This window comes from Prosthecobacter fluviatilis, assembly GCF_042655725.1.
GTDB lineage: Bacteria > Verrucomicrobiota > Verrucomicrobiia > Verrucomicrobiales > Verrucomicrobiaceae > Prosthecobacter > Prosthecobacter fluviatilis.
In genome coordinates this window covers 44,957-62,245 of record NZ_JBHSMQ010000006.1, presented here as the reverse complement: position 1 = coordinate 62,245, position 17,289 = coordinate 44,957, and the positions used below count along the sequence as shown (strand labels likewise).

15 protein-coding genes are annotated in these 17,289 nt (G+C 62.0%); 2 read left to right on the top strand and 13 right to left on the bottom strand.

Translation table 11 applies throughout. The features are described 5' to 3' along the window. Window positions 1-214: 214 nt before the first annotated feature. Window positions 215-1,726 (top strand): TlpA family protein disulfide reductase, encoded by a 1,512-nt coding sequence (locus tag ACFQDI_RS16450; RefSeq protein WP_377168715.1) that lies wholly within the window; start codon window positions 215-217, stop codon window positions 1,724-1,726. 9 nt (window positions 1,727-1,735) lie between these two features. Then, the gene (locus ACFQDI_RS16445; RefSeq protein WP_377168713.1) at window positions 1,736-1,957 is read left to right on the top strand and encodes a hypothetical protein; all 222 of its coding nucleotides are present in this window, start codon (window positions 1,736-1,738) and stop codon (window positions 1,955-1,957) included. A 1-nt stretch (window position 1,958) separates the two neighbouring features. On the opposite strand, the gene ACFQDI_RS16440 is transcribed toward ACFQDI_RS16445, so the two are convergent. The 13 genes from ACFQDI_RS16440 to ACFQDI_RS16380 all read right to left on the bottom strand — a co-directional run bounded on the left by ACFQDI_RS16440 (window position 1,959) and on the right by ACFQDI_RS16380 (window position 17,285). After that, window positions 1,959-2,624: a response regulator transcription factor gene (locus ACFQDI_RS16440; RefSeq protein ID WP_377168711.1), complete on the bottom strand. Its 666-nt coding sequence runs from the start codon at window positions 2,622-2,624 to the stop codon at window positions 1,959-1,961. Then, entirely contained in the window at window positions 2,621-3,727 is a 1,107-nt protein-coding gene (locus ACFQDI_RS16435) for a sensor histidine kinase (RefSeq protein WP_377168709.1), read from the bottom strand. The genes ACFQDI_RS16440 and ACFQDI_RS16435 overlap by 4 nt, the downstream gene beginning before the upstream one ends. An 84-nt stretch (window positions 3,728-3,811) precedes the next feature. Beyond that, window positions 3,812-4,474 (bottom strand): response regulator, encoded by a 663-nt coding sequence (locus tag ACFQDI_RS16430; protein WP_377168707.1) that lies wholly within the window; start codon window positions 4,472-4,474, stop codon window positions 3,812-3,814. Window positions 4,475-4,505: 31 nt separating this feature from the next. Continuing rightward, on the bottom strand, window positions 4,506-7,157 hold the full coding sequence (locus ACFQDI_RS16425) for a DUF4118 domain-containing protein (protein WP_377168705.1): 2,652 nt from the start codon (window positions 7,155-7,157) through the stop codon (window positions 4,506-4,508). A gap of 11 nt (window positions 7,158-7,168) precedes the next feature. Next, complete coding sequence (gene kdpC, locus ACFQDI_RS16420) at window positions 7,169-7,753, bottom strand: potassium-transporting ATPase subunit KdpC (RefSeq protein ID WP_377168703.1); 585 nt, start codon at window positions 7,751-7,753, stop codon at window positions 7,169-7,171. A 4-nt stretch (window positions 7,754-7,757) separates the two neighbouring features. Further along, complete coding sequence (gene kdpB / locus ACFQDI_RS16415; RefSeq protein ID WP_377168701.1) at window positions 7,758-9,779, bottom strand: potassium-transporting ATPase subunit KdpB; 2,022 nt, start codon at window positions 9,777-9,779, stop codon at window positions 7,758-7,760. A 40-nt stretch (window positions 9,780-9,819) separates the two neighbouring features. Continuing rightward, a complete protein-coding gene (locus ACFQDI_RS16410; protein ID WP_377168699.1) occupies window positions 9,820-10,878 on the bottom strand; it encodes a porin in 1,059 nt (352 codons plus the stop codon). Window positions 10,879-10,909: 31 nt separating this feature from the next. Further along, window positions 10,910-12,622 (bottom strand): potassium-transporting ATPase subunit KdpA, encoded by a 1,713-nt coding sequence (gene kdpA, locus ACFQDI_RS16405; RefSeq protein ID WP_377168697.1) that lies wholly within the window; start codon window positions 12,620-12,622, stop codon window positions 10,910-10,912. Window positions 12,623-12,637: 15 nt separating this feature from the next. After that, the gene (gene kdpF / locus ACFQDI_RS16400) at window positions 12,638-12,814 is read right to left on the bottom strand and encodes a K(+)-transporting ATPase subunit F (RefSeq protein WP_377168695.1); all 177 of its coding nucleotides are present in this window, start codon (window positions 12,812-12,814) and stop codon (window positions 12,638-12,640) included. Between the two features lie 167 nt (window positions 12,815-12,981). Then, window positions 12,982-14,928 carry a potassium transporter Kup gene (locus tag ACFQDI_RS16395; protein WP_377168693.1) on the bottom strand — a complete coding sequence of 649 codons (1,947 nt, stop codon included), beginning with the start codon at window positions 14,926-14,928 and terminating at the stop codon, window positions 12,982-12,984. Between the two features lie 101 nt (window positions 14,929-15,029). Next, the gene (gene ppnP / locus ACFQDI_RS16390; RefSeq protein ID WP_377168691.1) at window positions 15,030-15,359 is read right to left on the bottom strand and encodes a pyrimidine/purine nucleoside phosphorylase; all 330 of its coding nucleotides are present in this window, start codon (window positions 15,357-15,359) and stop codon (window positions 15,030-15,032) included. A gap of 66 nt (window positions 15,360-15,425) precedes the next feature. Further along, window positions 15,426-16,481 carry a hypothetical protein gene (locus tag ACFQDI_RS16385; protein WP_377168689.1) on the bottom strand — a complete coding sequence of 352 codons (1,056 nt, stop codon included), beginning with the start codon at window positions 16,479-16,481 and terminating at the stop codon, window positions 15,426-15,428. 78 nt (window positions 16,482-16,559) lie between these two features. Continuing rightward, window positions 16,560-17,285, bottom strand: coding sequence for a uracil-DNA glycosylase family protein (locus ACFQDI_RS16380; RefSeq protein WP_377168687.1), 726 nt, complete (start codon window positions 17,283-17,285; stop codon window positions 16,560-16,562). Window positions 17,286-17,289: the final 4 nt, after the last annotated feature.

The following is a 17,289-nucleotide window of genomic DNA, read 5'->3' as shown; positions in this document are numbered from 1 at the left end:
ATTAACCACACACCACCCCGGGCGAAAAGCCTGAATTCATGCTTCGTCTTGACCCGTCCATGACTTAAAATGCACAGGCAAACCGGCTGGCCCGTCACAATCAAATCCTCCCGGGCTAATTCGCTAGGCGGCGCTTGATGTGACGCCACCGCCAACCAACCCACCCCCCACCACTTCTATGAAGCCTCTCATGCTGTGTTTTTGTTTGCTGCCCATGGCCGCCGCCCCCGCCGAAGAAGTCCGGCTGCAATGGATGAATGCGGGAATGTACTCCAAGGTCCACTACCAGGCGCCTGTCGTGACCAAGTTCCTGCAGCAACAGCCTGCGCAGATCGTCAAGGTCCCGGAAGGGCTTGTCGATCCGCAGTATGTTCTTCTGGAAACCGGACCCAGGGCGCAACGCAAGCTGGTGGGACTCATTCTGGATCAGCGCACGCCCAGGGAGGCGCACCTATGGGTGGATGCGAATGGCGATGGTGACCTCACCAACGATCCTGAAGCCAAATGGGTGTCTGCAGCGAGGGGGCCTGAGGGCAGGGAAATCATTTCCTGGCATGGAGCAGCCTCCGTTCAGATCACCTATCCGGATAGCACTCAGCAGATGGTGCTGGTCTTCTACCGGAATGGCTCCTCCTCAGGCCCCGGGCCTCTCATCTATCACCGCGACTACGGCCGTCAGGGCAAAGTCTCAGTCGGCGGCCGTGAAATGGATGTCTATCTGAGTGACGACACCACCACAGGCGAATTCACCCCGGAGCGCACCAGACTCATCCTCGACATGAATGGAGACCATCGGATCGATCCGAGGGCAGAGCTGTTCCAATTCGACAGGCCCCTTGTGCTCCAAGGCTCGGTGTATGAGACGAAGAATCTCTCCCCTGACGGCTCCCGCTTTGAGCTGGTGCCATCGGCTCTGAGTGTGGCTCAGGTCGAGGAGGAAAAGAAAAGCCGGGCAGCTGCCCAAATGGCGGGCCGGCGCAAGGCGCAGGAAGGTGAGATCGGCAAGCCGGCTCCCTCCTTTGAAGCCAAAACCATCGACGGCAAAACCGTACGCTTTCCTGAAGACTACAAAGGCAAGCTGGTGATGCTCGACTTCTGGGCCACCTGGTGCGGACCATGCCTGCATGAGCTTCCCGGGCTGATCAAAGCGCATGAGGAATTCGCCCCGCAAGGCTTCACCGTGCTGAGCGTCAGCCTGGACCACGATGAAGACGTGGCCACCCTGCCGGAATTTGTGAAAGCCAGAAACATGAACTGGCCGCAGGTCTGCGATGGAAAGAGCCGGCAGAGCGACATCGTGAGGCAGTACGGCGTGAATGGTATCCCCGCCTGCTGGCTGGTGGATGGAGACACCGGCCGCATCCTGGCCACTTCGGTGGATCTGCGTGGCGAGGCCCTGCGCGAGACCCTGGCCAAAGCGCTGGCGGCCAAGGGCTTTGGAAAAGCGCCTGCCCCCATGGCCACCATCCCCCCCAGTGCAGAAAAGGCGGAGCGTGAAGACCTCGCCTCGAATTCACTGGTGGACCGGCTGCAAAAACTGGCTGCCAAAGAAGGCCTGATGTCCGCCCAGGCCCTTCAGTCCCAGCTCGCTCATCCGACGCCTGCCCGCCTGAATCTGGCCACGCCACTGAACACTCCGCTGCGGGGGCGCGAGATCGCAAAACGCGCCGCTGAGGCTCACGTGCGTGTGGGCTGGGTTTATCAGTGCACCAAGTGCAGCCGCTGACACACACGCATGGATGTCAGTGCAGACTGGGCATCCGGCAGCAGCGGTGCTGCCATTCTCGACGCCTATGGAAATGCCATCGGCCATGTGGCACGCATTCGTCCCCTGCTCGGCTCCCAGCTAGCCTCGGAGGCCGGCAACGGCAAAGCCACCATCCCCACGCTCATGACGCTAAGCGAAGCCATCCCGGCATCCGTGGTGCTTTCCTTGATCGGCAAGGACAGTCAATGACTCAGGTCTCCTCCAGCCGATAGCCAATGCCGGGCTCGTTCACGATGCGGGGCCCGGCCTGACCAAGCTTTTTGCGCAGGTGGTTGATGTGCACGCGCAGACCTTCGCTCGGGTCGCTTGTCTGGCCGGCCCACACCTGCTTTGTGATCTGATTTTGCGTGACGATGCGCCCCGCGTGCTCTGCGAGCACCTTGAGCAGCACGAATTCGGTGGGCGTGAGTTTGAGCGGCGCCTCATCCAGCATGGCCTCGTGATGGAGCAGATCCAGCTTCAGAGGTCCGACCATGATTTCGGCACTCTGGCGCGTGAAACGGCGGCGCTGGATGACCGTGAGGCGGGCCAGCAGTTCGGCGGTGCCGAAGGGCTTGGTCACGTAATCGTCCGCGCCGTTTTCCAGGGCCTCGACCTTGATGGTCTCCTGGTCACGCACGCTGAGGATGAGCACCGGCACGTCGCTCCATTCCCGCAGCCGCTTCAGCACCTCGATGCCGTTCATTCCTGGCAGTCCAAGGTCCAGCAGCACCACATCGGGCCGGTGAAACGCAGCCTCCTGCAGGCCCAGCTGTCCCTCCGCTGCCTCGCTGACCTCGTAACCGCGCGACTCCAGCACCATGCGCAGCAGGCGGCGCATCTGCTGTTCGTCGTCAATGATGAGTGCCTTGCTCATGCAGCGCTGCGAGTTTTCACCGGAAGGTGCAGCACAAACTCCGCGCCGCCTTCAGGATGGGTATGCGCCTCAATGTCACCTTTCATGGCGCGCATCAAGCCGCGTGCGATGGCCAGCCCCAGACCGGTGCCGCCTGCGGGTGAATCTGGAGCACGGTAAAACTTGTCAAACAAATGCTCTTCCGAGCCAAGGGGCAGACCGGGGCCGTGATCTCGCACACTCAGCTCCAGAACATCGTCCGAAAGCGCAGCATGCACCTCGACAGCGGTGCCGGGTGGCGCATAGCGCGTTGCATTGTGCAGCAGATTGCCCAGCACCTGGGCGAGAAGGCGGCTGTCGAGCTTGAGCAGGGGCAGTTCCTCGGCACCGGAGACATGCAGCGTGTGCGCGGCCAGTTCAGCCTGGATGGGAGCCGTGGCGGCGTGCAGGACATCGCCCATCTCGCACCAGTCCGCGTGCGGCTCCAGGGCCTCAGACTCCACCCGGGTCATTTCCAAAAAATTTTCCACGATGCGCTGCAGACGCCGGTTGGCCGTCTCAATTTCCCTGGCATAGGCATTCCCCTGCCCCAGTCCGTCCAGAGCGGTGCGGATGATGGCGATGGGCGTTTTCAGCTCATGCGCCACGCTGTCCAGCAGCGTGCGGTGCAGCCGCTCAGACTCCGCAAGCAGTTCCGTGCGATGTTTCAGCTCCAGCAGATGTTCCCTCTCCTGATGATGCTGCGCCAGCGCCGCCTCACGTGCACGCAGCCGGATGATGAGATGTCCCATGCTCAGCGCCACGATGAAAAACAGGCTGAACATCACCATGTCCTGCGGCTTGTCGATGTGCAGCGTGAACTGCGGCGGGATGAAGAAATAATTCCACACCAGCGCGCTGACCACCGCCATCATCAGCACAGGCCCTCGGTTCCACCGCGTGCCGGCCAGCACGATGGCCATCAGAAACACCAGCGCGGCAAACAGATCTCCGGTGTAAGGCAGCAGCACCCAGCAGGTGGACGCCAGCACAAACACCAGAGTCAGCCCCCAGCTGTACTGCCCCACCTCCGCCAGTGGAACCGGCGGGGGGGCGGAGGGCTTGAAGCTCACGGCGTTTGGCATGGCAGCCCCATCCTTCGCTGCAAAGCGTCTCCACGCCAGTAAACAGCAGCAGCCAGGGCGTTAAGAAAGTGTAAAAAGAAAGGCTCAGTTCCCTTCCAGCCGATAGCCGATGCCGGGCTCGTTCTTGATCTCCAGCGTTGATCCCTCCAGCTTTTTGCGCAGGTGGTTGGCATACACCCGTAGGTAGTGGCTCTGCTCCTCCGCCTGCGGCCCCCACACGGCACGCAGCAGTTGCTTCAAAGTGACCACCTTTCCCGCATGCCGCACCAGTTGCGCCAGCAGCGCGTATTCCGTGGGGGTAAGCTTGAGCGGCTGTCCATGCAGCGTGGCCTCGTGGTGCACCGGGTCCAGCACCAGCGGCCCCGCCTGCAAAGCGGCATCATCCTGCCCTCCATGCCGCCGCTGGATGGCGGCCAGACGCGCCATGAGCTCGGCGGTGCTGAAGGGCTTGCACACATAGTCATCCGCCCCGGCGTCAAAGGCCGCCAGCTTCACCGCCTCCTGGTCGCGCACGCTGAGGACTAGCACCGGCACACTGCTCCATTCGCGCAGCCGCTTCAGCACCTCCACACCGTCCATGTCCGGCAGGCCGAGATCCAGCAGGATGACATCGGGCTTGTGAAAAACGGCCTCCTGCAGCCCGAGCTGACCTTTGTCCGCCTCGCGCACCGTGTATCCCCTGGACTCCAGCGCCATGCGCAGCAGGCGGCGGATCTGGATTTCGTCATCAATGATGAGTGCGGTCATGGGAACGTGAAAAACGAATCTCCAGATTCGCTCAGGCCATCTTATCGGCAGGATCAAAAACCGGCACGCGGTTTATTTCGATCACAAACTCAGCACCACCGCCCGGATGATTCCGCGCCGTGATGTCACCTCCCTGCGCCTGTACAAACCCGCGCGCAATAGCCAGACCCAGCCCCGTGCCTCCGACGGGCGAGCCCTGCACACGATAAAATTTTTCAAACACCCGCCGCTCAGTACCCGCAGGCAGGCCGGGGCCATGATCGCGAATGATAAGCCTGAGCTGCTGATCTCGAAGAGAGACGCTGACATCGATCCCCGTTCCCGGCGGTGTATAGATGGCGGCATTGTGCAGGATGTTGGCCATGGACTGCGTCAGCAGCGCATGGTCCAGTTTCAGCAGCGGAAAGTCCTCCGGTATGTGCAGCCGCACCTCATGCGCCGCCAGCGGATCTCCGACGGCCTTGCGCGCTGCAGCGATGACGTCCCGCACGTCGCACCAGTCCAGATTGGGCTTGAGCACATCGGACTCCAGCCGGGTCATCTGCAGCAGGCTGTCCACCACACGCTGCAGGCGCTGCGTGGCAGTGGTGATTTCTGTCAGGTAGGGGCTGCTCTGGCCGCCCATGCCTTCGAGCGCGGCATGGATCACGGCGATGGGCGTCTTCAGCTCATGCGAGACACTGTCCAGCAGCGTGCGGTGCAGCTTCTCAGACTGTGCCAGCACCTCGGCATGGCTCACGGCCTGGATGAAGTGCTCCTTTTCCAAAACCAGCGCCAGTTGCAGCGCAAAGGCCTCGATCATCTGCCGTGTGGCAAAGTCGAGCCGAGTCTCATGCTCAAACTGCAGGCCCAGCACGCCCATCGTGGCCGTGGCGGTCTGCAGCGGAAACCAGGTGGCCTCGGACTCCGGCAGCGTGTCGGTGAAGCGCCCGGCGCACTGCTTGTTCTCATAGCTCCACGCCACCACTCCCCACTCCTTGAGGCTTGGCTGAAAGGTGCTGGCCACATGGGCTGTCTTTGGCAGGGCACGGTCATTTTCACGCACAATGAGCGCAGTCTGCACATGCAGCAGTTCATTGATGCTGCGCAGCGCCTCGGCCAGCCCCTTGGCGGGCTCCGCCGCCAGCGCGGCACTCTGAGTCACACGCAGCAGCGCCCCGGTCTGTCGCGCTCGCCTGCGCTCGGCGGCCTCGCGCATCCGCAGCCGGCTTGTCAGGCTGCCCATGCTCAGCGCCACGATGAAGAACATGATGAACATGATCCAGTCCTCGGCCTTGTTGATGTAAAACGTGAACTGCGGCGGTATGAAAAAATAATCCCAGCACAGCGCGCACAGCGTGGCCATCACCAGCACAGGCCCCCGGCTGAAGCGCATGGCCGCCAGCACCACGCCCAGCAGAAACACCAGCGCCACAAACATGTAGCCGGTGTAAGGCACCACACCCCAGCACAGGCTAGCGATGGTGAACACGGAGACCAGCACCCAGCTGTACTCTCCAATGACCGAACCCGCCCCGGTCTCGTTCCCAGATGTCATGAGGGTCTTTTCCGCAGCCGCCATCGGCCGTACCACGCAGACGTCGATGTCGCTGCTCCCGATGATGATCTGATCCGCCAGCGACTGCCGCCACCACGCTGGCTTGTCCGGCTTTCCCACCACGATCTGCGAGACATTGCGCTCACGCGCCACCTGCAGCAGTGCTTCGGAGACGTTTTCCCCCGTTACGGAGACCACCTCGCCGCCCAGCTTGCGCGCAAGGCTGAGCGCACGTGTGAGCCGCTCCTGCTCCACCGGAGCGAGCACGCGGGAGCTTTCCACCCAGGCCACGATCCATGGGCATCCAAGCCGTGTGGCGGCGCGGCGCGTCCAGCGGATCAGGCTCTCGGCATACGGGCTGGGCCCCACACCCACCAGCAGGCGTGCATTCGTTTTCCACGCGCTGCTCACGCGCCTGGAACGGCGGATGTCTTCGAGATCGCGGTCCACTTGCTCGGCGGTAAAGCGCAGCGCCAGTTCGCGCAGCGCCGTGAGGTTCCCCTCCTTGAAGAATCCGCTCACGGCCTGCTCCGCACGCTCGCCGAGGTACACTTTCCCCTCCGCCATGCGCTCCAGCAGCTTTTCCACGCTGAGATCGATGAGCTGGATCTCGTGCGCGCGGTCCAGGATGGAATCTGGCACCGTCTCCTGAATGGTCACACCGCTGATCTGGCGCACGATGTCCACCTGGCTGTCGATGTGCTGCACATTGAGCGTGGTGTACACGTCGATGCCCATGTCAATCAGCTCCAGTACATCCTGGTATCGCTTTGTATGGCGCGAGCCCGGCGCGTTGGTGTGCGCCAGTTCGTCCACCAGCACCAGCTGCGGGCGTTGCGCCAGTACAGCATCGATGTCAAACTCCTCCAGCGTGAAGCCACGATGCTCCAGCTTCCGGCGCGGCAGGACGCGCATGTCGTCCAGCAGCGCCGCCGTCTCCGACCTGCCGTGTGTCTCCACCAAGCCAACCAGCACCTCCACGCCTTCCTTCACGCGCTGCCGCGCCGTCTGCAGCATGGCGTAGGTCTTGCCCACGCCAGGACACATGCCAAGAAAGATGTGCAGCTTGCCTGATTTGGACACAGCATCCGCCTTCTGCACCTGCGCCAGCAGGGCATCGGGGTCAGGGCGTGTGTCGTCATTCATGGCCGCTGGGGTTATTTCAAAGCATCGAGGCTCAGATTCAACTTCAATACATTCACCCCGGCATCTCCCAGCACTCCAAAGTCTGGCGGCGTGGTGTTGGCCACGATCAGCTCCTTCACTTTCTCCACGCTGAGTCTGCGCGCCTTCGCCACACGCACCGCCTGCAGCTCTGCATTCTTGATGCTGATGTGCGGGTCCAGGCCGCTGCCCGAAGCGGTGACGGCATCTGCTGGCACTGCCTCTTGATCGCTGAGACTGTTTTCAGCGCGATACACGGCAAGGCGCTCTTTGACCGCATCATTCAGCTTCTGCGAGGTGGGCCCCAGATTGCTGCCGCCAGAACTGGTGGCGTCATAGCCGGCGCCCGCTGCGCTTGGGCGCGGATGGAAGTACTGAGCGCCGGTGAAGCTCTGCCCCAGCAGGGCGGAGCCGCGCAAGACTCCGTCTTTGTCCATGATGAGACTGCCGTGGGATTTGCTCTTGAACGCAGCGTGGGCAATGCCGGTGACCACGAGCGGATACACACCACAGGTGACCACCGCGAGCACCAGCATGGCGAAGACAGCGGGGCGGAGTTCGGATACAATGGCTTTCATGGGATTAAGCGAGGTGAAGGGTGGCGATAATGACATCGATGGCCTTGATGCCGATGAAGGGGACAACGACACCGCCAAATCCGTAGATGAGCAGGTTGCGCTGCAGCACGGCGGCTGCGCCCATGGGGCGATACGGCACGCCTTTCAGCGCCAGCGGAATGAGGGCGATGATGATGAGTGCATTGAAAATGACGGCGCTCAGGATGGCGCTCTGCGGGCTGGCCAGCCCCATGACGTTCAGCGGGCTGATGGCGGGAAAGGTGGCCATGAGCATCGCCGGAATGATGGCGAAGTATTTCGCGATGTCGTTGGCGATGCTGAAGGTGGTGAGCGAACCGCGCGTCATGAGCAGTTGTTTCCCGATTTCCACGATCTCGATGAGCTTCGTCGGGTTGCTGTCCAGATCGACCATGTTGCCCGCTTCACGTGCGGCCTGCGTGCCGGTGTTCATGGCCACGCCCACATCGGCCTGGGCCAGGGCGGGGGCGTCATTGGTGCCATCTCCGGTCATGGCCACCAGGTGGCCCTCAGCCTGCTCGGCGCGGATGCGGCGCAGCTTGTCCTCCGGCGTGGCCTGCGCCATGAAGTCATCCACGCCTGCCTCTGCGGCGATCGCGGCTGCGGTCATCGGATTGTCTCCCGTAATCATCACCGTCCGGATGCCCATCTTGCGCAGTTGGGCAAAGCGCTCCTTGATGCCGCCTTTCACCACGTCCTTGAGCTCCACCACTCCGAGCACCTTGCTGGATTCGCATACCACCAGAGGCGTACGTCCAGCACGTGAGGCGGCCTCCACGATCTTGGCGATCTCAGGTGGATAAACACCACCCAGAGACTCGACATGATTTTTGATCGAGTCCGCTGCGCCTTTGCGGATGCTTCGGCCATCGAGATCGACACCGCTCATGCGAGTCTGCGCAGTGAATGGAATGAAAGTGGCATGCGGTGCAGCCAGCTCGCGTCCGCGCAGGTTGAACTTGTCCTTGGCCAGCACCACGATGCTGCGACCCTCCGGGGTTTCATCCGCAAGGGAGGCGAGCTGCGCCGCATCAGCGAGCTGCGGCTCCGTCACGCCAGGCGCAGGACGAAAATCGGACGCCATGCGGTTGCCGATGGTGATGGTGCCGGTCTTGTCCAGCAGGAGCACATCGATGTCTCCCGCGGCCTCCACAGCACGTCCGCTGGTGGCCATGACATTGCGGCGAATGAGACGGTCAATGCCGCTGATGCCGATCGCGCTCAGCAGTCCACCGATGGTGGTGGGAATCAAACAGACGAGCAGCGCGATGAGCACCGGTGTGGAGAATTCGACCCCCGAGTAGATGCCAAACGGACGCAGCGTGATGCAGACCAGCAGAAATATGAGCGTCATGGCGGAAAGCAGGATCGTGAGTGCGATCTCATTCGGCGTTTTCTGACGCTGCGCGCCTTCCACCATCGAGATCATGCGGTCGATGAAGGTGTTCCCCTTCTCCGAGGTGATGCGGATGACGATGCGGTCACTGATGACGCGTGTGCCTCCTGTCACGGCGCTGCGGTCGCCGCCGCTCTCGCGGATGACAGGAGCCGATTCGCCTGTAATGGCGGCCTCATCCACGCTGGCGATGCCTTCGATCACTTCGCCATCCGCAGGGATCACATCGCCGGTCTCACAGACCACGAGGTCTCCTTTTTCCAGGGCAGGAGCCGGCACCTGGATCTCAGTGCCGTTTTTCAGCTTGCGGGCGATGGTGTCCTTGCGTGCGGCACGCAGGCTGGCGGCCTGCGCCTTGCCACGGCCTTCCGCCACGGCCTCGGCATAGTTGGCAAACAACACGGTGAACCACAGCCAGATGCTGAGCTGGGTGATGAAGCCATGGTCGGCCTTGGTGGTGAAGATGCTCACGGTGGTGAGAACCGCTCCGACGAGCGTGACGAACATCACCGGGTTTTTCACCATCAGGCGCGGGTCCAGCTTCTGCAGCGCCCCGCCGACAGCGGGCACGAGGATGGAAGCATCAAAGAGCGAGGTAGGTTTGTGAGACATGAGGGGAGGGCCTTGGGCCGTTGGGTTCGAAGAATGAGTGTCAGGAAAAGCGGATGCTGAAGGATGCCAGGAGAGAGGTGCTGCTGCGCACCAGGGAGTCGCCCCGCTGAAAAGCCGGGGTGCTGTTGTGCAAGTAGCGCATCTCCACGCGAAAGAGCAGGTTCTTGCTGATCTGGCGGTCCACATTGAATGACACGCCGGTGAGGGCGGTCCTGCCCGGCAGGCTTACGATGACCCCGGAGGCATCGTTATACTGCTCCACGCGAAAGGCCGTGGCCCAGCGGTCGTCCAGCTTCCACCGCACGATGACATTGGGAGACCACCACAGGTTGTTTCCGCTGCTCGCACGCTGCTGCCAGCCGATGTCGCAGCCCACATACATGCTCACCGCGCTGCTCAGCACTAGGTGGGCATACAAGTTGTTAAAATAGCGCATGCGGCGCTGATCATCTGGAAACTCACTGCCCACATAGGTGCTCCAGTTCAGCAGCAGACGGTCATGGGGCGCCCATGCCACCTTGGTGCCAAAGCCCGGCAGGCTGTTGCCCGCCAGCGGGCGCACGCGCTGCCAGCCATCCACCACCAGGAATGCCAGCTCCCACTCCTTTTTCGGCTTCCAGGTCAGGCGGCCGCCGGTCAGAAAGTAGGGGGAGTTTTCCGCCATGAGACTGCGGCTCAGCGTGTAGTTGTCCGCGCCGATCGCGCTTTCAAAACCGATGTGCGAGCTGAACTCCCCCACATCCAGCCAGAGGGTGCGGCTGCGGTTCAAAGCGACTCCCACATAAGTGTCGTAAAAGTGCTGCAGCAGATCCGGCTCGGCGGCCAGATTGATCCGTGAATACGTGCCCGCCATGAGCCCCAGGCTCGCGTGATACCAGCCCCCGTTGAGATCGGCCTGGATCAGCGCCAGGTTGATGGCCGGGGCGTCAGTGGTGGTGTGGTTGTAGAGAAATCCCGGCCTGCGATGATTCGCGGGCTCGTTGAAATCGTACCCGTAATAGCTGTCCAAAAAACCTTTGTAAGCCACCGTGGGTGCGTCGTCCGCTGCCGGCACTATGGCAGGCGCGAGCATAAGAAGACTGAGAATGGATGCTTTCATGATGCGGAACCTTCGTGATGAGATGCCGGGGTTAAAAAAGTTTTCCCTGCGCCGTGAGGAAGTGCTCCACCACCGGCCCGAGGGCGAGTGCAGGCAGAAAATTGAGCGCGCCAATCAGCAGCACGGTACCGATGAGCAGCACGGTAAACGTCGCGCCATTGACCGGGAAGGTTCCGGCACTCGGCGGCACCGCCTGCTTGCCGGCGAGCGATCCCGCAATGGCCATGATGGGCACGATCATGAGGAAGCGCCCAATGAGCATGGCCAGGCCCAGCGTGGTGTTATACCACGGTGTATTAGCAGTGAGCCCGGCGAAGGCGCTGCCGTTGTTGCCGGTGGCGGAGCTGTAGGCATAGAGCATCTCACTGAAGCCATGCGGCCCGGCATTGTTCAGGCCAGCCACGCCCCACGCGCTCACGCAGGCCCAGGCCGTGAAGCCCAGAATGCTGAGAGTGAGGATCAGCAGCGTCAGCATGGCCAGCTTCACCTCCTTGGCCTGGATCTTCTTGCCCAGATACTCCGGTGTGCGGCCCACCATGAGCCCGGCGATGAACACCGCGAGAATGACAAACACGAGCATGCCGTACAAACCAGCGCCCACACCGCCGATGACCACCTCTCCCAGCTCGATCATGAAGAGCGGCACCAGCCCGCCGATGGCGGTGAAGGAGTCGTGCATGGAGTTCACCGCACCGCAGGACGCCGCCGTGGTGATGGTGGCGAAGAGCGAGGAATTGAAAATGCCAAAGCGTACCTCCTTGCCCTCCATGTTGCCATCCGCAGCGGCCACGCCGAGCTGCTGATGGACCGGATTTCCCGCCGCTTCACTATGAGCGCACACCAGCACACCGCCGACAAAGAGCACCATCATCGCTGCCCACACGGCCCAGCCGTGCCCCTGGTTCTTCACCATGCGGCCGAGGTAGTAGGTCAGACCGCTGCCGATGGCGAAGATCGAGAGCATCTGCACAAAGTTGGAAAGCGGTGTCGGGCTCTCAAAAGGATGCGCGGCATTCGCGTTCATGAAGCCGCCGCCATTGGTGCCCAGCATCTTGATGGCCACCTGCGAGGCCACCGGCCCCTGGGCAATGACTTGCTCCGCACCTTCCAGCGTCTTAGCATGGGTGTAGGCGTCAAAGTTTTGGATCATGCCCTGCGAGACCAGGAAGATGGCAAACACCACGCAGATCGGCAGCAGGAGGTAATACGTCACGCGCACCAGATCGGCCCAGAAGCTGCCCACCGTCCTCGAGGAGCTGCGCGCGATGCCGCGCACCAGCGCTGCCGCGATGCCGATGCCCACGGCAGCAGAAGTGAAGTTGTGGAAAGTCAGCCCCACCATCTGCGAGAAGTAGGACATCGTGGCCTCGCCGCCATAGCTCTGCCAGTTGGTGTTGGTGGTGAAGCTAACCGCCGTGTTGAAAGCCAGGTGATGACTCAGCGCAGGAAATCCCTGCGGATTCAGCGGCAGCACATCCTGCAGGCGCAAGATCGCATAAGTGAAGACCACGCCCGCAAGGCTGAAGGCCAGCATGGAAAAGGTGTACTGCAGCCAGGTCTGCTCACGTTTGGGGTCCACCCCCAGCACCTTGTAGGTGGCTCTTTCCAGCGGCTTGACCACCGGATCCAGCCAGGTGCGTCCGTCGGCATCCAGCACCTGCATGAGGTAGAGGCCCATGGGCTTGGTGAGGAGCGCCAGGAGGCCGAGGAAGAGGGCAAATTGCAGCCAGTCGGTGGAGTGCATGGTGAAAGAAGCGAGTTAGAATTTTTCCGGACGCAGCATCGCCACCATCAGGTAGGCGAGCAGGGCGAGGGCGATGAGCCCGACAAGGATGGTTTCCATGGTGGGCGGGGAGTTAGAGATTTTCGCAGCCGCGTGCGTAGAGCCCGCAGAGCACAAAGAACGCTGCGGTGATGCCGAGGCAGATGAGATCATTCATGGCGTGATGGATGTTGTTCCACCACCACGATGCCCGCTTCTCACATCCTGCCGAGTTAAAGGCAGGACTTGAGCCGTCAAAAAAGCGTTAAACCGGCTTTAAAAACGACATCTAGCCTGCGGTGCCCCTGCCTCCCGTCAATGTGACAAGCTCGGCAGCCAGTCTAGATCTCCACCTGCTGCCCCAGTTCGATCACCCTTCCTACTGGAATTCGAAAGTAGGTCGCCGGCTGCTGCGCCAGCTTGCTGGCAAAAGAGAAAAGGTGCTCGCGCCAGCGCGCCATGCCCGGTTTATGGCTGGGCACAATGATCTCACGGCCAAGAAAGAAGGTCGCTTTCACGGCCTCGACTTCGAGCCCGTAGCTGCCGCAATACTGCAGCAGCCGAGGCACGTCGGGCTTTTGCATAAACCCGTAGCGGCCTGTCACACGCCAGAAACCTTCGGAAAGCTTTTCTACTTCCACACGCTGGGTTGCAGGCACCCAGGGCTCGTCCTCGGTGATCAGTGTCATGAAAATGACCCGCTCATGAATGGCCCGGTAATGTTTAAGGCTGTGCAGCAGGGCGATGGGCGTGCGACCGCTGGTGCTGGACATGAAGATGGCCGTGCCGGGCACCGTGACCGGGGGGCTGCGCCTGATGCTTTCACAGAGCGTCTCCTGGCTGAGCGCGCTTTTCTCCATCGAGGCACGCACCAGACGCCTCCCGGTGGCCCAGGTCGTCATCAGCGTGAAGATGACAACGCCCACCACCAGCGGGAACCAGCCACCGTCGAAGAACTTCACCAAATTGGCGCTCAGAAACGCCAGTTCGATCACCCCAAAAACAAAGCACAAAGAGAGCGTCTTGAGCAGCCCCCATTGCCACAGGTGCCGCGCGGCAAAGTAAAACAGCACCGTGGTGATGAGCATCGTCATCGTCACCGCCACGCCGTAGGCGGCGGCCAGATTCGTCGAGTTGCGGAAGGCCAGCACCAGCGCCAGGCAGGCAAGCATGAGCAGCCAGTTGACCAGCGGGATGTAGATCTGCCCCATCGCATGCTCCGAGGTGTGCCGTATGCTCAGACGCGGCAGGTAGCCCAGCTGCACAGCGCTGAGTGTCAGCGAGTAGGTCCCGGTGATCAGCGCCTGCGAGGCGATGACCGTCGCTGCGGTGGCCAGCAGCACCATTGGCAGTGCGGCCCATCCGGGCGCCATCTGGAAAAAAGGCGCATGCGCCAGCTCCGGCTTTTGCATGAGCATCGCTCCCTGCCCCAGATAGTTCAGAGCCAGCGCAGGCAGCACCAGCGAAAACCACCCGCGCCGGATCGGCCCGGCGCCAAAGTGCCCCATGTCGGCATACAGCGCCTCCCCGCCCGTCACCGCCAGAAACACACTGCCCAGAATCACAAACGACTTGTGGCCGCCTGTGGTCAGAAAGTGCCACCCATGCCAGGGATTGAACGCGGCCAGGATTTCCGGCCCATGCACCAGATGCGTCACGCCGAGCACCGCAAGCGACACAAACCACAGGCCGGTGATCGGTCCGAAGAAACGCCCGACCCGGGCCGTGCCCAGGTACTGCACCGAAAAGAGCACCACGAGAATCACGATGGTGATGCCCATGATCAGCAGCTCCATCTTTTCATCCCACAGGGCCGCGGCGGCTGCATCCGCCGGCGCACTGCCCAGCAGCCCGCCATCTTTCAGGCCCTCCACCGCGCTCAGCACCGAAATGGCCGGCGTGATGATGCCGTCCCCAAACAGCAGCGCCGCACCAAACAGCCCCAGCAGCACGATCACCACACGGCGCTTGAGCGTCTCCGCCATGCCATGTGAGGCCAGAGCCATCAGCGAGAGCACGCCCCCCTCCCCCTTGTTGTCCGCACGCAGCACAAAGACCAGGTACTTCACGCACACCAGCAGGATCAGCGACCAAAGCACCAGCGAGACAACCCCCAGCAAATTCTCATGCGTGGCCGCCACATGATGCGGGCTGTGCGGGCCAAAGCATTCCTTGAGGGTGTAAATCGGGCTCGTGCCGATGTCTCCAAACACCACCCCCAGCGCGGCGATGACCAGGGTGGTGGTGGAAAGCTTGGGGTGGCCTGTCTTTTCTGCTGTGTCACTCATGACGGTGTGATGATCACTGGAAACCCCGAGGCCTCCAGTGAATGCCCCTGACAGGCGCGTTAAGAATGTGTGAAGAAAGGCTCGCCCGGCCCCGGATCAGCTCAGTCCAGGAATGAGCAGATGTACTCGCAGATCCCGGAGCCGACGCTGATGTCAAACCCGCTGTTGGCTGGCACATCAAAGAACTGCCCGCCTGCATACGGCACCTTTTCATCACTGCCGTCGAGCTTCACGACGCACTCACCGGCCACGATCTCCATGCGCTCCGCCTTGGCAGTGCCAAAGTGGAAATCGCCAGGATAGATGAGGCCCAGGGTTTTCTTGCTGCCATCAGGAAACAGAATGCTGTGGCTGACGACTTTGCCGTCAAAATAGATGTTCGCTTTGGTGACGGCGGTGACTCCGGAAAATTCGGCGGGGATGGCTGACATAAGGCGCGAGAAATAGGCGATCTTTTTGCACGCGGCAAGCACCGACCTGCGTCTTGACCCAACGGATTACTTCACCGGCACCCCCTGCAACAGTCCGATCGTGGCCCACGAACATCCCCAGTAGGTGTAAATGCCGGTGGCATCCTTGAAGGATTTTGCTTTGGCAGGGCCGCTGCGGTCAACCTGGCTGATGTGCGTGATGTCGATCGGCCAGCTGCCATCGTCGCTCTGGGTCTTCAGCAGCCAGTGCTGGGCACGCGCAATCGCGTCCGCCACAGCTCGGTCCGGGGCGTTTTCCTGCAGCACGTAAAGCACCTGTCCGGTGGCGAGGACGTCGCTCATGTTTTCGCCAAGGATGTAGCTCCAGCCCCCGTCGCCGCGCTGCCGTTTGAGGATGTCTTTGATCAAAGCTCCGACGTCCTCCGTCTTGCCAAAGCGGCGCGCATAAAGTGTGCGAAATACAATCGACTCCATCGTGGTGGGCATGTCCATTTTTTGCAGCGCGGGCGCGGCCTTGGCCTGCACCCCGGCAGCCTCTGGCACCGATGGCTGAGGCGTGGCAAGAGCGATCAGATGGAGGCGCAAAGCATTGGCCTGAGCATCACCCGCACCCCGTTTCTGCATGCCGGCAAACTGCCCGGCGGCACTCCATGAACCGTCCTGCTTTTGCTCAGCAGCGAGCAGTTTCGTCAATTCAGGCGCGCCCCTCTCAGGGAGTGCCAGGATCATCAGCGCGGCTTCTTCAAGCCCCGGCCGTTTGTCCGTCGCGCGTTCGACAGCCCATGCCAGCCATTCCTCGTACTTTTTGGCATCCACCGCAAATCCACGCCTCCGCGCCTCACGATGGCTCCAGAGCATCTCGGGCATGTGATGGCAGCCGTTGCAATTCTTGGCAGCCATCCATTCCTCCCCTTCCCTTTCAATAAAGCCGAGACTCTTGGTGATGCCGGCGCGGAGATCCGTCTCGCTCGGCGGCTTCACCGGCTCCGCAGTTTTCGCCGGAGCTTGCCTGGCAGCTTCAGCAGGATTCGCCGCAACCGGGGGCTTGTCATCCGCACGGACAATCGACAAAGCGCTCCCCAGCAGCACGAGCAGAAACGTCAGGTTGCGAATCTCGTTCATACAACCTTGAACGCTCATGCGGCGGAGTTGTTGCAGCGGCCCGGCTGGCTAAAGCCACGCGGGCGGGGCGAGCATGAATCACTCCCACACGCCCAGCTTCACCAGCTGCTTCGTGGCGGCCCCGGCCCAGTCACGGTTCGCGGCGGGGCTGGCAGGGCTGGGGTGAAGGACACGGCCCGTTTTGAAATCGCCTCCCATGGCCTCCTTGGCTCGCAGGGCGCACGCTTCCGCGAAGGCCCCCACCCCGATGACCCATTCGGGCTGCAAAGCACCAATCACGGCCTGCAGGTGCCTGTCACAGGCGGCCTCCAGCGCGGCAGTTTCGGCAGCAGGCAGTTTGTCTGGCGTGAAGTTGCGGCCACTGCCCTCAATGAAAACCAGCGGGCAGTAGTTCGCCACAAAGTGCTCTTTGAAGAAAGCCTCCGCCTTGCCAAACCGCTGGGCAAAGAGCCCCCACAGGCGACGTCCGCTGACTTCGGACTGCGGGCAGTCAAAGCCGACGACGGGCCGCTTCGGGTGTTCGCGCTCCGGTTTGCCCACCGGCTCACAGATCCCCATCCAGTCCCGCACGGCCGCGATTTCACCGAAGGGAACCCCCGTCTGCGTCATGCCAAAGGGCCCCGGGTTCATCCCCACGAGGACCACTTTCTTGTGGGTGCTGCCAAAGCGGCGCAGGTAGGCCTCATGCGGTGCCCAGGCGTAGTCGAGCGGCTGATAGACATACTCGACCGGGGCGGCAAACCGCAGCGGGCGCAGGGTTTCACGCAGGGTCTGGGCGGCGGCAATGAGGGCGTTGGCAGGCATCGCC

What these genes read in the sequence shown, in the direction of transcription:
- ACFQDI_RS16450 (WP_377168715.1), top strand. Translation starts at nt 215, where the DNA reads ATGGCCGCCGCCCCCGCCGAAGAAGTCCGGCTGCAATGGATGAATGCG.
- ACFQDI_RS16445 (WP_377168713.1), top strand. Translation starts at nt 1,736, where the DNA reads ATGGATGTCAGTGCAGACTGGGCATCCGGCAGCAGCGGTGCTGCCATT.
- ACFQDI_RS16440 (WP_377168711.1), bottom strand. Translation starts at nt 2,624, where the DNA reads ATGAGCAAGGCACTCATCATTGACGACGAACAGCAGATGCGCCGCCTG.
- ACFQDI_RS16435 (WP_377168709.1), bottom strand. Translation starts at nt 3,727, where the DNA reads ATGCCAAACGCCGTGAGCTTCAAGCCCTCCGCCCCCCCGCCGGTTCCA.
- ACFQDI_RS16430 (WP_377168707.1), bottom strand. Translation starts at nt 4,474, where the DNA reads ATGACCGCACTCATCATTGATGACGAAATCCAGATCCGCCGCCTGCTG.
- ACFQDI_RS16425 (WP_377168705.1), bottom strand. Translation starts at nt 7,157, where the DNA reads ATGAATGACGACACACGCCCTGACCCCGATGCCCTGCTGGCGCAGGTG.
- kdpC (WP_377168703.1), bottom strand. Translation starts at nt 7,753, where the DNA reads ATGAAAGCCATTGTATCCGAACTCCGCCCCGCTGTCTTCGCCATGCTG.
- kdpB (WP_377168701.1), bottom strand. Translation starts at nt 9,779, where the DNA reads ATGTCTCACAAACCTACCTCGCTCTTTGATGCTTCCATCCTCGTGCCC.
- ACFQDI_RS16410 (WP_377168699.1), bottom strand. Translation starts at nt 10,878, where the DNA reads ATGAAAGCATCCATTCTCAGTCTTCTTATGCTCGCGCCTGCCATAGTG.
- kdpA (WP_377168697.1), bottom strand. Translation starts at nt 12,622, where the DNA reads ATGCACTCCACCGACTGGCTGCAATTTGCCCTCTTCCTCGGCCTCCTG.
- kdpF (WP_377168695.1), bottom strand. Translation starts at nt 12,814, where the DNA reads ATGATCTCATCTGCCTCGGCATCACCGCAGCGTTCTTTGTGCTCTGCG.
- ACFQDI_RS16395 (WP_377168693.1), bottom strand. Translation starts at nt 14,928, where the DNA reads ATGAGTGACACAGCAGAAAAGACAGGCCACCCCAAGCTTTCCACCACC.
- ppnP (WP_377168691.1), bottom strand. Translation starts at nt 15,359, where the DNA reads ATGTCAGCCATCCCCGCCGAATTTTCCGGAGTCACCGCCGTCACCAAA.
- ACFQDI_RS16385 (WP_377168689.1), bottom strand. Translation starts at nt 16,481, where the DNA reads ATGAACGAGATTCGCAACCTGACGTTTCTGCTCGTGCTGCTGGGGAGC.
- ACFQDI_RS16380 (WP_377168687.1), bottom strand. Translation starts at nt 17,285, where the DNA reads ATGCCTGCCAACGCCCTCATTGCCGCCGCCCAGACCCTGCGTGAAACC.